Genomic DNA, 13048 nt, shown 5'->3' on the forward strand with positions numbered 1-13048 from the left:
GTCTACGACGAGGATGGAGTCGTGGTTCGCTCCTGGCCACGTAGCCACGCAAAAGACGGCGCCGTTGGGTACCGCCTCGACTGGAACGGCCTCAGCTTCGTCTGGACCGGCGATGGGCGCCCTGACGAGTTGTCCCGGAAATATGGAGAGGGTGCCGACGTGTTCGTGACCGAAATGTCCGGTCAGGATATCGGGCAACTGATGACCTACAAGTACGGTATCCCGCAAGAACTCTTCAACTACACGATCGATACGCACCACACCTCTCACTACGCCGTTGGCAAACTCTTCGCGGACGCGCGTCCCCGGCTCGGCATGGTGACGCACTACACGCAGGACGAGGATATCGATGCGGAGATGCTGGCAGGCATCCGTGCACATTACGACGGCCTGTTCCAGTGGGGTATCGACGTGGCTGTGGTGAATGTCACCAAGGAGGCAATCTGGTATCGCAAAGCAGTGATCCCCGGCAAGTCGGGAACGGTTCCGCCCTTCCGCGAGTTGCAAGCCGAGGTGGAGGCCGGTCGGCTCGAACTGCCCGAAGAGATCACACTGCCGAACCCACGCCTGACCCGCGCCGACCAGCAGGATCAGAAGTACCGCGACATGGAAATCGATCCGCGGGAATACTACCCCGAGGATGTCTTCCGCGCTCCGAATGGCGAGTGGCCCAAAGATCTCACGATCAAAGTGTCCGACGTACTCGGTCCGCGCGACAAGTAATTGGAACAGGTGTCAGCATGATCGAATTCGGCTCGGCCTCGGCTGTTCCCGTCACCATTCTTACCGGCTTTCTTGGAGCCGGTAAGACCACGCTGCTGAATCGGATACTGACCGGCAACCACGGCCTTCGTGTTGCGGTGCTGGTCAATGATTTCGGGTCCATTAATGTCGACGCCGACCTCGTGGTCGGCATCGAGGACGACGTGATGAGCCTGGCGAATGGCTGCGTCTGCTGCTCGATCCGGGATGACCTGATCGAGACAGTCGAGACGGTGCTCGCCCGCCCGGAACGACCGGAATACATCCTGCTGGAAGCCAGCGGCGTGTCAGACCCGTCCTCTATCGCTATGACGTTCACGGACCAACGGTTCCGCGACAAGATCCGGCTCGACAGCATCATGTGTCTTGTCGATGCCGAGCAGGTCTTTGCCGCCCCGGAACAGATGGAGTTGAAGCTGCGCCAGATCGCCTTCTCGGACATGGTCATTCTCAACAAGGTCGACCTGGTCGAGCAGGAGTCTGTTCAGAAGGTCCACGACTGGCTGAAATCGCGCTTCCGGCGGTACCGTCTGGTCGAAGCCGTCAATGCCGATGTGCCGCTGGAGATTCTCCTGTCGGTCGGACGCTTCGCGGCTGAACAGCTCAACGCTGAAGTGCCCGATCGCCACGAACACGGCCCAGGATGTGGCTGCGACGGACATGACCATACGCATGGGCATGACCACGCGGCGCATTTCTCGACCACCATGTTGCGGTCGGACCGTCCGGTTCCGCTGGCCGGATTGCGCGAAGCGATCAAGCGCCTGCCAGGAGAGGTCTATCGGGTAAAAGGGTTTGTCCTCAGCGAAGAAGACCCGGACCACCGGATCGTTGTGCAGGTTGTCGGCAAACGCATCGACATTGCTCGCGAAGAGCCCTGGGGGGATCGCACGCCCGAGACCCGTCTCGTGGCAATAGGCGCGCCGGGGGCTGTTTCCGAGGAAATGCTAGAGGCGGTTTTTCTTGAGCCGGCTTGATCCGTAGCTTTTCTGACAGACAGCTCAACCGCCCGGCAATATTGAATTCCAACAGATCGTTGCCGGGCGGCGCTACGTCTTGAACGGGTCGATCTTCAAAATGCGATTGTGTTGGTATCACAAGGCGTTGCAGTGAACACGCGCACTGGATTTTCAAATCAGGGGGAACTCCGCGGAAATGCCGAGTATCCCGTTCTCATCGCACTCTCGGATGTTTTCGATCAAATCTACCAGCATATCTGCGCCTTAGGCACCGCGCTGGCGCAGACCGACAAGGCCGGCGCGATCGGTATGTGACGAAGATCTTGTTCCGGGTTTCAAGGCAGACGAACTTCCTGCTAGGCTCTGGACCCGCGAGAAAGAGGATCAACGTCAAGATGTCACGACGCACAAGGTCCAAAGCTGTCGACTCTACTAACGGCACCTAAGCCAAGATTGGGCATGCGCCTGACCCGAGCTTTTTATGTTGTAACTACATAGACTTTAGAAATCAAGTCAACGGCGATCACGCTACGACATACGATCCGGGCGGGATGCTGTGCACGCATGCTGCGATCCCAAAACACTCCCCTGCTCTCCTCTTCCCGATGGATTGAAAATCCTCGTGTCGGTGGTTCGATTCCGCCCCCGGGCACCACTTTAAAAACCGCTTCAGATGGTCTTACCAGTAGATCTGCTGCCCTAAGGGTCCCGAGACCGGGCGCTTGCGATGCTTCGCGGCAAAGTTACACTTTCGCGAACGGGCCACTCGCGACAGTTCTTTGGACGAAATCAAATCCGTCCGCTCTGTGGGCATGGCAACGTCGTCACTCTTGGCCAACGGTTGCCTTCCGAACGCAGCGCGTTTGGAAGGCGGTCCGCTCAATATCTATCGCGCTTAGACAGTGCCTGAGATACCAACAGGAACAAAGCGTAAGCGGCAATTTTACCGCACCCCAGATCGGATGCCCGGATTGACCGATCATGATCGCTCAGCCTGACCGAACATTTGACGCAAACCCTGAAACAGCCGAGCGGTCGCGGCACCAACCCCAAGCACCGTCCGTTTGACCTCTTGTGCTTGGAGGAGCCGCGCATAGCGGCCGCGGCGCTCGGCAATCTCGGTGGCATGGGTGAAGATATAGCTGGAATTGCGTGTCATTTTGTCCTCCTCTGGTTTCCATCACGGCGATGCCGCGATGAATACAAGCGTGCCAAACTTCGCCGTCAAAGGCTTTTAGACAACATTCGGAAGCTATCCAGAAACCGTCCATTTCTCTTGAGTTGACCATGTGCGCATGATCTTCTCGATCCATGGAGCGGCGAAAGATGATCTGCTTCCTGGATTTCCAGCTTGACCCGGATCGCGGCGAACTCACGCGTACCGGAGCCCCTGTGGCGGTCGAACCACAGGTTTTCGAGCTCATTGCCCACCTGGCCAGGTATCCGGGCCGGCTCATCACACGAGACGAATTGATCGAGCATGTTTGGGACGGACGCATCGTATCGGACTCTGCAATCTCCAGCCGGATCAACGCGGCCAGGATGGCGCTAGGCGACGACGGCACCGTGCAGAAAATCATCAAGACTATTCCGCGCCGTGGTTACCGTTTCGAGCCGACGGTCGGCGCGTCCCCGAAATTGGTTTCGGCGGCGCCGGTCAATCCTTCGGTCGCCATATTGCCGTTTGAGAACCTCTCGGGTGACCCTGAGCAGAGCTACTTTTCCGATGGAATAACCGGCGATATCATCACGGATCTGTCGCGATACGACGAGTTGTTCGTAATCGCGCGTCATTCGAGCTTCGCCTTTCGCCACACCCAGAAGCCCACTGCCGAGATTGCCAGAGAACTGGGCGTTGACTACATCGCCGAAGGGTCCGTGCGCCGCGCGGGAGACCGCATTCGCGTAACTGCCCGCCTGATCGACCCACTCGCCGGCAACGAACTCTGGGCCGACCGTTATGACCGCGACATCCGGGATATCTTCGAGGTTCAGGATGAGATCACGTCGGTGATCGTAAATACGCTGGTCGGCGAGATCACTCGCCAGCATCACGCGCGCTCATACAGCAAGTCCTCCGACACGGTGAATGCATATGACCACTTCTTGCGAGCGGTCGAGCTCAACTACCAGATGGGTCAGGGTGAGGTCTTGGCCGCGCGCGTGGAAGCCAAGAAGGCGCTGGATTGCGACAGCAGTTTTTCACGTGCCCATGCGCTTGTGGCCTGGACGCACATCTCGGAGGCTTCGAACGCATGGGCTGCCGACACCGGCAGGGCGCTCGAGCTTGCCCACGAGGCCGCCACCGCCAGCGTGGCCGCGGCAGAGCGGGAGCCGTTCGCGCACGCGGTCCTCGGCTGGGTCTACATGTGGCGCGATAGAGCCTTCGCGCGCGGACTTGCAGAACAACGGCAGGCGATCGCGTCGAACCCCGGCAGCGCGCAATTCCGCAGTATGCTCGCCTTCTCGATGACGTATGCCGGCCACTCGACCGAGGCCGTCGAGGCTCTCGAAGAGGCGATGCGCCTCAATCCGTACTACCCCGAACTGTTCCATGTTTTCTATGGACGCGCACTCTTCAACTTGCACCGCTACGATGAGGCCATTGTGCACCTTGAGCGCGTCCGCACCTCCCAGCCGCAACATGCCAACGCGCTCGCCCATGCCGCCGCCTGTTACGCCGCGCTTGGCCGCAATGAGGAGGCGCAGGCGACCGTTGCGGAGATCGTCCGGGCCAGCGAAAGATATACGCTGGCGCATGCACGAGACATCATTCCATACGCCAATCCGTCCGAACAGGCGCATTTCCTGGAGAACCTCGCCCGCGCCGGCTTGGCCGAGTGACGGCCGACGCAATCCAGCAGCATTTCGACCGCGTTGCAGCGTCCAGGTACCTTCCCCGGCCTTTCCTGCAATGGTTGATGGGGCGCACGAACGCCGGAGGCCAGAACCCCGCTGCGCCGCGAGCTAAACAGGCAACCCGGCCCGTTCCAGCATGTCCAGAACGAGCTTTCGATCGTCCTGACGGGCAAACGGCAGATGCCGCCGGAGGGCCGCCAGGGTGTAATGCGGATGCCTGGAGACCAGTTCCTTGACGGCTTCTTCGGCCTCGCGCCAGCGGCCGGTGGCGCCATAGGCAACCGCCGCATAGCCAAGCGCGTTCGAATGGCCGGGCATCAGCGACGACATGTTATGGAAGCTCTCCAGGGCCTCGTCGTAGCGACCAAGGAACAGCAGCGCCCTTCCGCGAAGAACTTGGAAGACGTCCGGAAAGTGCGGGTGCATCCGCATCGCCGCGTCCATCTCGGACAGCGCGAGTTCGGGCTGGCCGCAGAACGGCAGGATGAATGAATAAAGTCCCTTCATGTGGGCATTGCTGGGGTTCAGCTCCATCGCCCGCAGCATGTGCGAGATACAGCGATCGTGGGCGCGATTATGCCAAAGCTCGGCAATCCCGAGCGTCGCCTGGGCCCAGGGATCGCGACCGTCCGCCGCCACCGCAGTCCGGCTCGCCTCGAAGGCCAAGCGGAAGCTCTCCGCGGGGTCGCTGACCCAGAAGTTGTTTCCCGCGTTGATAAAGGCGAAGCCGAGAAAGGCGTGTCCCCGGGCATGATGCGGGTCGATGGCGATAGCCTGCTCCGCCTCGGATATGGCGATACTGTTGTGCTCCGGCGAAACCCTTAGGCCGTGCGACATCGCCCGCAGTACGTGATCATAGGCATCGATGGCCTCTGGACGCTGCCCCCGAAGGCTCTGGTAATGGAGCCGTGTGATCTGCCCCGCGAGGCAATTGACGATCACTGTGGTGATCTCGTCCTGCACCTCGAACACGTCCTCGAGATCGCGGTCGTAGCGTTCCGCCCAGAGTTGCCGCCCCTCCTTGGGGTCAATGAGTTGCGCCGTTACTCGTATCCTCCGCCCGGCACGACGCACGCTGCCATTGGCGATGTAACGCACCCCGAGGTCTCGAGCAATTGCAGCGGGCGAGGTGCCGGTATCGCGGTAGGCGAAGCTGGACTGGCGGGAGATCACGAAAAGTTCGTCGTAACGCGACAGCTCGGTAATGATGTCGTCAGTGATACCGTCGGAGAAATACTGTTGATCGGGATCCCCGGACATGTTTTCGAACGGCAGCACGGCGATCGAGGGTTTTGCCAGTAGCGCGGAGCCCGCGCCGGCCGTTGTTACAGTAGGCTCAAAACGAAAGCCGCGTCGCGGCAACGTCCGGATGATCCGCTGCGCTGCGCCGTCATCGCCCAACGCCGCCCGCGCGGCATTGATCCGGCTCGAAATCGCGGAATCCGAGACCACCCGCCCCCCCCAGACGGTATCGATTAGTTGGTCGCGCGTCAGAACCACGCCCGGATTGCGTGCGAAACAGGCGATGAGGTCCATTACTTGCGGCTCCAACTCGACAAGGACACCATCGCGACACAGTTCGCCTCGGGACGCGTTCAGTTCGAACCCGGCGAAGGTAATAATTTCGTTCGAGTCATCAGCCATGGGTCATGATGACCAATTCCAGCCATTCCCTCAATAAAAAGGAAGTACACCGCCAAGAACGGGGTCGACGCCGCCGCCGCAAAATCTCTGCGAGGCTTACTGTGACCGATACCCGGTGCGGACCTCGTCCGAGAGAGATCGGAACAAGTCAGTGCTGACTTTTTCATCCCCAGATCTTCGTGGAGCGAGTTTCAGATCGGTGACGCTCCGAAGACGAGCGATAAGAATTTAAGGACGATGATGTGTGCCGCGGTGGAGCCGGGAGATTTCGCCTTATGACTCTATGAATCGATGAGTTTCTGCGTCTCTCCGACCTTCAGGGAAATTCCACACGCGCCCCTCGTCTTCTCACCTCACCGCCTACCTTCCCCATTGCGTCTCCAGTCTCTTCAGGGCCTTCCTGCTCCGCTTGCGAAACTCGGCCCATGCAACCCCATGCCCCTTGATCCCCAATGCCGATGGCCGCCTGCTTCCTCTCCCTGCCCCTGCCTCGATCTGATCCTGGATGTGTTTCGCTCTCTGGTAACGATCCAGACCAAGAACGCCTCCCTTCCCAAACACACAAAGCTCCTCCGCATCAGGTGTCTCTCCGGCAGCAGACAGAGTCGGGATCGTCGTGGCAAAGACGCCTGACACCAGATGATCGAAGCCAAGCGCCCGGATATCAACTTCGAACTCGACACCAAGCTCTCGCATGACGAACCGATCAAGCGTGACCTCGATCCGGCTGCGCTTCCTGTGCTGTTCCAGCTTCTGCGCGTGATTTCCTGTTCTCTTGTCCGTGACCTTGTCCTGGATCCTGACCATGGCCACGTCTCCCTTGCGTCCGAAATAGAACGTCCCATCCACCGGCTGCGGCTGGAAAGCTTCTCCGTCCAGGTCCCGGAAATGCTTTGGCGTCAGCGCATCGTGACCAGCGTCCCTGCTCCTGTCTCTGTGCTTTCGCATCGGCTTAAGGACGACGGGGTTACGCCTTTTCCTCTCAAACCAGCTTCCGAACGTGCATCTCGGATGCCCCATAGGATCTTCCCAGAACAGCTCGGGCACCATGACATGGTGGCGAGCCGAAGTGACGCGGTGTAGATAAACCCGGGGACGTCTCCTTCGGCTTGTCGCTGCGGGCCACTAGCCTTTATGCATGGCTATCGAAACGGGTCCCTATCAGAAATGGACAACGAGACCGAGGGCACAAAAATGGTTCGAGCGATACTCATTCTTATGACGGCATGTTTCCTTGCCACCGGCAGCCCGGCCGAGGAGGTCGTCGGCCGGTTGAGTACAAAACAGGAATTTTCGAGCGCGGCCGCCACAAAGGAGATTGCCGCGCGGGTCAATGCTTACCGCAAGAGCAAGGGGCGCGCGGCGCTGAAGCCCTCGGGGAAGCTAGAGAAGGCCGCGATGAAACATGCCAAGGACATGTCCAAGAGAGGCTACTTCTCGCACAAGTCGCCGGATGGCACGCTACCCCGCGCCCGGACCAAACGCGCGGGTTACCGGGCCTGCCTGGTGGCCGAGAACATCTCCTATCGCTGGCGCACGCCGGAACAAGTGGTGGACGGCTGGGTGAAATCGTCAAAGCATCGCCAGATCATACTGCTGCGCGAGGTCACCGAGTACGGAGTGGGCTACGCAACGGGCGACTACTGGGTCCTAGTCGTCGCCCGGCCGGGCTGCTGAGCGCCACTATCGACTTTCGGTATCCCTAGACAGCATTCGGAACGGGACGGGTTCGTTCCCCTGCTCAGCCTTGGCTGTCGAAATCCTCGAGCCAGAAATAGCTGCCGTCATTCTCATCCGAAATCATGGATGCGTGTTGAATGAACAGGGCCTCAAGCCGCTTGGTTTGAGCATCGGCTTCCGCCGCCGCGCCTGCGCCTCTCGCCATAGCAAGTCCAGGTCCGAGTTCCGCGCTACCAATGAAACGCGACGTTCGTGACAGAAGGTCCTGGTAGTAGCTGCGGCTCTGGTCAAGGCGATCGAGTATCGTTGCGCGGGCCTGCTCGATCGCGGCAAGGTCCGCACGGCCCTTCAGAAGAATGTCTTTCGCTTCCGGGTTCGTCTCCGCCAGGGTTTCGAGTTCGGCAAGTGCAACTCGCGCCAAAGCCTGGGCACGGTCCACGCTGCGAAGCGCCACGATATCGGTCCGTATACGCTGTCCGGTGATCGCGCCGAGGAACATGGATGTGCGCGTGGCATCCGAAAACAGGCGTTCGACACTGGCCGCGTCCGGATCCGGAAACTGGTCTGCATATGTCGAGAACGCCTCCGCTGTATCGGCGGTTGCCGAGCGGGGAGAACTTCCGTTCTGCGCCATTAAGCCGAGCGCAGAAAGCGCGGCATTTACGGCGTCGTGGTCTGCTGATGCGAGCAGCATCTGCGAGCTATCGTCAGAACCCGATGGATCCTTAACCGAAATCTCGATCCGTTCACGAGCGACATCGGCAAACATGCCGTCGGGATAGCTGCTCAGATATTGCCTGTATGCTCTCGCATCCGCGCGTCGGGATGCCAGTCGCCATTGCCCGATGTCAGCCGCAATGGCGTCGCTCTGAACGGTCTGCGGAGGTTTTGTCGAAATGATATGTTCGCCAAGCAGTGCTTCCTCGACCCAGGGAACCTGAAGCCCGCCCGTCTGCAAAACGACCTGCTGGCGCACTCTCCCCAGCATCAGACGCACATCGAGCCCCGGCGTTCCAAGATTGTCCAGGAGCGCCTCCGTGAAGACGCTGTTCTCTCCCGATCCATCAAGGGCGAAATTGCCTGGATCGGTGGAATAGACAATCATCAAACCTGCGCCTCCCCTGCTCCGTACGAGTCCGGGCCGGGCCAGGCCGGAATCTGCGAAGGGCGTGTTCCGGCAGGCATCGAGGATGATCAACCCGGCTCCGACGCGGCTCGCCTCCAGGCGCTGGCGTATTTCGCTCATGGCAAGCGAATGCGCCTTGAGGTCTTCGGCATCTGCGCCCGCGAAATCGACACCGACAAGGTAGTTCTCTCCGCCCATCTGAACGCCGTGACCTGCGTAAAAGACCACGGCCATTTCCGCGCCGCGGGCTTCGTCGCCGAACCTGGCGAGCGCCTGGCGCATTCCCGCGAGATCCTGGTCGATCGTTTCGAAAACTTCGAAATCCTCGACTGCCAAGGCTTCGCTAAGTGCAAACACGTCATTGCGCGGGTTATTCAGCCGGAGGTCAGCGCGAACGTAGTCCGAGTTGCCAATCAACAGGGCGACCCTTTCGGTCGCCATGGCTTGCGAGGCAAAAAGGGACAGCAGCGCCAGGATCGCAGCTCCAAGGATCGGTGGGGTTCGCGGCACGGTAACCTCCCGGCGTTTACGCATTGATGGTCTCAGGACAGCATAGCGGCGCGCATAGCTCAACGTTCTTTTAGTGGGGTGTTTCTCTCTCGATTGACGTAAGGGTAGTTTCATGCCCTTGTGGTACCGTTTCGCACTCGATCATCTACAATGCACCGGCAGGCCGGGCGCTCCAGATATCCGGGTAAAAGCCGAGGAGTAACGACGTGGCGCGTAAATACGGTATTCGACCTATCTTCATATCAATCTGTTTCACCTTGCTGGCAGGTTGCACGGTGCCAGCCGATGGACCAACCCGTGCGAGCAGCGGCGATGCCGAAAAGGACCTTCGGGTAATGTCCTCGGCGTTGCAGAGAACGATTTTCGAGGCCGCGGCGACCGGGGCGGTCGTCGGTCCGGGTTTTGTCGTCGTCTATCATGGCCGCCGGACTGACGCGGCCACGCTTGCAAACAGCGCGATAGCCGGTGCGGCGGTTGGCGCAGCGGCCGGCGCCTATGTTGGTTTTCTCCAGAAGAAATACAGCAATCAGGAAGACCGCCTGGAACGGGTCAAGTCGGATTTGGACAAGAACGCCCAGGAAATCCAGGCCACGATCAGTGTGATGCGTGACGTGGTCGACCAGCAGCAGCGGGAGCTTGCCGAACTCCGGGCGCAGGCGGCAACTGGCGCCGGTGATCAGGCGCTCGCCAAGGAGGTCGCGCAAGCGAACGCAAATCTTGGAGAAATGCAGAAAGCCATTTCGGGGGCGGAGAACCGCCAGCGGGAATTCGAGTCGACGCGGGGCCTTGTTCCCATAAGCGGAGGCAGTTCTGCGATCGATCCGGAACTTCAGCAATTGTCCAACCAGATTGCGGCCATGCGCGCAATCGCGTCAGATCTCGCGGAGAATATCTGATGCGTTGGAATGATTTGTTTTTGGCCGGGCTTACAACGGGCCTCTTAGGCTGCGTGGACAGCCAGGATCCCGCAGCCGGTGGATTCTATAATGGTCTGAGCGGGATCGCCAGCGGAAGCTATGACGTGCGTATCGAGGAACGCGAGGTCGCCGTCGCGAATGCGGAGGCCCGGAATGCCGAACTAGCGGCGGAGAAGCGCTCTCTCGCCGCCCAGATCTCTGCGACTGAAAGCAACCTGACCCAGGCGCGCTTCGAACTCTTGAAGCAGCGAAACGCAGCGCAGGGTTTGGATAGCACCACCCAAGCCCGGATCAACAAGGTGTTGACCGCGAAACCGAAAGGGACGACCGACGCGGCTCGGCTGGCCGATCTGCAACGGCTTCTTTCCGAAACCCGCATGCTGAGCGAGGATCTGGCTCGGCTTGCAGGATAGCTTGGACGACGGTCAGAGGTGGTCTCGGGATTTCGGACCAGTTGTTAAGGTGGATCGCCTGACAATACACACGATCCAAGATGACGAAGAGAAAGAATCGACCGGTTCTGCATCGCAGGCTTCGGCGAGCGCCGGGATGCGTTCGATCGGCACCTTGGTCTCGCCGGTCTTCATCATCGAAAGCACATTCGGCTTGGGAAATCCCGCGCGCTGCGCGATCTCACGTTACGTCAGGCCCGAGTGCTCGATGGCGGTGGTCAGGAAGGCGGCGGTGGGGCTCTTGGTCATGTCATGCTCATCAGCGTTGTTTCATTCACTGCTGATATAGAAGGACGCGTGCGATCTGGGCTGGGGCAAGGACGGTGGACTGAGCGGGGAGATGCGAAGGTCAAGTCGTGTTCGAACCTTGCCAAGACTTGTAGTTGAGGCGGCAGCCTACGCTTTCCTGCTGTTGATCGCACCGAGATGCTAAGCAAGGATGGCGTATGTTTAACGATCGCGAACGGCCGAGGCTGTGTGGAAACTCAGGTCTTGTTGTTGGTTCTTGGGCGTGAGGTAGGAATTTTGGCCAATGATGCCGATTTGGCGGCTCTGACCTTTTGGAGCGACCTCTGACGGCTCCCGGTGGGCATTGTGTGCGGGTTTTCCTGCGAGATGGGAACCTATGGCCCCTCAGGTCGCCATCGCCTTCAATAGCTGGCCCACGCCGATCATGTTGATCACGCGCTTTATGTTGTAGGCGAGAACGTGGAGCGCCATTTCAGTGCGGACGTTCCTGAGCCTTCGCGTCTGGAAGTGGGTGGCACCCATCCAGGCCTTGATCGTGCCGAAGGGATGCTCGACGGTGCATCGCCGCTTTCTCATCAGGTCCGGTGTCTCGTCCATTCGGGCAAACATCGCCTCGATCAGATGCTCATGTTCCCACCGGGTGATCCGGCGCTCCTTGCCCGTCGTGCAGCGCTCTTTCAGCAGGCAATACTGGCAGTCGTTCTGCCAATAGCGGCGATACGAGAGCCCGTTTTCCTCACGGCTGTAGCGATAAGTCAGCGCCTTGCCTGCCGGGCAGATGTAGGTGTCGGTCGCAGTGTCGTAGGTGAAGTCCAGCTTCACGAACATGCCCTTCTTGCGGTTGCCGGAAGTCTCGGGACGCGGCACAGTCGGGGTGATCCCTTCTTCATGGCATGCGAGAAACTCGGCGCTGCTGAAGTAGCCACGGTCGGCGATGACATGGAGTTCATCGGCTTTCAGGGCCGTCTTGGTAACCTTCGCCATTGGGGTGAGCTGGGTTCGGTCGTGGACGACATTGGTCACTTCGTGAGCAACGATGATATGGGTCTCGGTGTCGACCGCGGTCTGGACGTTGTAGCCCACGACCCCGGTACCCTTGCCGTAGGTCGCCATCGACCGAGCATCTGGATCGGTCAGCGAGATCTGACCGTCCGGTGTCTCCTTGAGCCGCCTGGCGATCCCGTTCAGCCGCTGTACCTCCTGGCGGACCCGGGCCAGCTTCTCCTTCAGGCGATCGATCTTGCGAAGCGTCGACTCGGATTGCTCCTTCCGGTCGGTCCGTTTCATCTCCTCCAGATACCGCGACGCGCTCTGCTCGAGATGGCTGATCCGAAGCTTCACCTTTCCTGCCGTGAAGTTCCGGTCCCGGTGGTTGACCGCCTTCATCTTGCTGCCATCAATGGCGACAGTTCCGGCCGACAAAACGCCGATCCGCCGGCATAGCTCCACAAACTTGGCGCAAGTCTTGCGAATAGCTGGACCGTTGCCTTTCCGGAAGTCCGCAATCGTCTTGTGATCCGGCACCAGCCTGCCGGTCAGCCACATCACTTCCACGTTGCGCCCTGCTTCCCGTTCAAGACGCCGGCTCGACGCAACCCGGTTCATGTAGCCATAGACGAAGAGCTTCAGCAGAACCGAAGGATGATAGCCAGGACGGCCCGTCTGCGCCGGTACCATCCGTACAAAACCAGCTTCCACCAGATCCAACGCGTCGACAAATGCATCAATCACTCGAACCGGATGGTCGTCTCCGATCCAGTCCTCCAACCGCTCCGGGAAAAACGTCACCTGCTCGCGGTCAACGCCCTCAATATAGCCCGACATGCCCGCCTCCGATTGTTGAAGACGAGTATACCCAAGGTTCGGGTTTTCACACAGCCTCGGCCCAAT

The 13048-nt window shown here is 59.8% G+C and carries 11 protein-coding genes and 1 pseudogene; 7 read left to right on the forward strand and 5 right to left on the reverse strand.

Annotated elements, in window-relative coordinates:
* Both BLR85_RS29375 and BLR85_RS25700 read left to right on the forward strand, forming a co-directional pair.
* Positions 1-723: pseudogene (locus BLR85_RS29375) on the forward strand (hypothetical protein); the annotation flags it as partial.
* A gap of 17 nt (positions 724-740) precedes the next feature.
* Complete coding sequence (locus BLR85_RS25700; RefSeq protein WP_093164204.1) at positions 741-1739, forward strand: CobW family GTP-binding protein; 999 nt, start codon at positions 741-743, stop codon at positions 1737-1739.
* Between the two features lie 961 nt (positions 1740-2700).
* Here BLR85_RS25700 and BLR85_RS25705 read toward each other — a convergent pair.
* Positions 2701-2880: a hypothetical protein gene (locus BLR85_RS25705; protein WP_093164207.1), complete on the reverse strand. Its 180-nt coding sequence runs from the start codon at positions 2878-2880 to the stop codon at positions 2701-2703.
* A gap of 167 nt (positions 2881-3047) precedes the next feature.
* Between BLR85_RS25705 and BLR85_RS25710 the strand changes: the two genes are divergently transcribed.
* Positions 3048-4565: a winged helix-turn-helix domain-containing tetratricopeptide repeat protein gene (locus BLR85_RS25710; protein WP_170844770.1), complete on the forward strand. Its 1518-nt coding sequence runs from the start codon at positions 3048-3050 to the stop codon at positions 4563-4565.
* 123 nt (positions 4566-4688) lie between these two features.
* Here BLR85_RS25710 and BLR85_RS25715 read toward each other — a convergent pair whose 3' ends face one another.
* Positions 4689-6224, reverse strand: coding sequence for a winged helix-turn-helix domain-containing tetratricopeptide repeat protein (locus BLR85_RS25715; protein WP_093164212.1), 1536 nt, complete (start codon positions 6222-6224; stop codon positions 4689-4691).
* Positions 6225-6584: 360 nt separating this feature from the next.
* Positions 6585-7244, reverse strand: coding sequence for a hypothetical protein (locus BLR85_RS25720; protein ID WP_093164214.1), 660 nt, complete (start codon positions 7242-7244; stop codon positions 6585-6587).
* 174 nt (positions 7245-7418) lie between these two features.
* Between BLR85_RS25720 and BLR85_RS25725 the strand changes: the two genes are divergently transcribed.
* Positions 7419-7901 carry a CAP domain-containing protein gene (locus BLR85_RS25725; RefSeq protein WP_170844771.1) on the forward strand — a complete coding sequence of 161 codons (483 nt, stop codon included), beginning with the start codon at positions 7419-7421 and terminating at the stop codon, positions 7899-7901.
* Between the two features lie 64 nt (positions 7902-7965).
* Here BLR85_RS25725 and BLR85_RS25730 read toward each other — a convergent pair whose 3' ends face one another.
* On the reverse strand, positions 7966-9540 hold the full coding sequence (locus tag BLR85_RS25730) for a caspase family protein (RefSeq protein ID WP_170844772.1): 1575 nt from the start codon (positions 9538-9540) through the stop codon (positions 7966-7968).
* A gap of 206 nt (positions 9541-9746) precedes the next feature.
* Here BLR85_RS25730 and BLR85_RS25735 point away from each other — a divergent pair, with 206 nt between their 5' ends.
* Genes BLR85_RS25735 through BLR85_RS25745 form a run of 3 tightly spaced genes read left to right on the forward strand, consistent with a single transcriptional unit; the run spans position 9747 to position 11198 of the window.
* Positions 9747-10436: a hypothetical protein gene (locus BLR85_RS25735; RefSeq protein WP_139188554.1), complete on the forward strand. Its 690-nt coding sequence runs from the start codon at positions 9747-9749 to the stop codon at positions 10434-10436.
* Entirely contained in the window at positions 10436-10870 is a 435-nt protein-coding gene (locus BLR85_RS25740) for a hypothetical protein (RefSeq protein WP_093164222.1), read from the forward strand. The genes BLR85_RS25735 and BLR85_RS25740 overlap by 1 nt, the downstream gene beginning before the upstream one ends.
* 49 nt (positions 10871-10919) lie before the next feature.
* Positions 10920-11198 carry a hypothetical protein gene (locus BLR85_RS25745; RefSeq protein ID WP_139188555.1) on the forward strand — a complete coding sequence of 93 codons (279 nt, stop codon included), beginning with the start codon at positions 10920-10922 and terminating at the stop codon, positions 11196-11198.
* A 344-nt stretch (positions 11199-11542) separates the two neighbouring features.
* On the opposite strand, the gene BLR85_RS25750 is transcribed toward BLR85_RS25745, so the two are convergent.
* The gene (locus BLR85_RS25750; RefSeq protein WP_093148562.1) at positions 11543-12982 is read right to left on the reverse strand and encodes an IS1182 family transposase; all 1440 of its coding nucleotides are present in this window, start codon (positions 12980-12982) and stop codon (positions 11543-11545) included.
* Between the last annotated feature and the right edge of the window lie 66 nt (positions 12983-13048).

The sequence above is a fragment of the Aliiruegeria lutimaris genome (assembly GCF_900099935.1).
GTDB classification, from domain to species: Bacteria; Pseudomonadota; Alphaproteobacteria; order Rhodobacterales; family Rhodobacteraceae; genus Tropicimonas; species Tropicimonas lutimaris.

Excerpts from the sequence above, each read along its gene's own strand:
- BLR85_RS25700 (WP_093164204.1), top strand. The coding sequence starts at position 741 with ATGATCGAATTCGGCTCGGCCTCGGCTGTTCCCGTCACCATTCTTACC.
- BLR85_RS25705 (WP_093164207.1), bottom strand. The coding sequence starts at position 2,880 with ATGACACGCAATTCCAGCTATATCTTCACCCATGCCACCGAGATTGCC.
- BLR85_RS25710 (WP_170844770.1), top strand. The coding sequence starts at position 3,048 with ATGATCTGCTTCCTGGATTTCCAGCTTGACCCGGATCGCGGCGAACTC.
- BLR85_RS25715 (WP_093164212.1), bottom strand. The coding sequence starts at position 6,224 with ATGGCTGATGACTCGAACGAAATTATTACCTTCGCCGGGTTCGAACTG.
- BLR85_RS25720 (WP_093164214.1), bottom strand. The coding sequence starts at position 7,244 with ATGGGGCATCCGAGATGCACGTTCGGAAGCTGGTTTGAGAGGAAAAGG.
- BLR85_RS25725 (WP_170844771.1), top strand. The coding sequence starts at position 7,419 with ATGGTTCGAGCGATACTCATTCTTATGACGGCATGTTTCCTTGCCACC.
- BLR85_RS25740 (WP_093164222.1), top strand. The coding sequence starts at position 10,436 with ATGCGTTGGAATGATTTGTTTTTGGCCGGGCTTACAACGGGCCTCTTA.
- BLR85_RS25750 (WP_093148562.1), bottom strand. The coding sequence starts at position 12,982 with ATGTCGGGCTATATTGAGGGCGTTGACCGCGAGCAGGTGACGTTTTTC.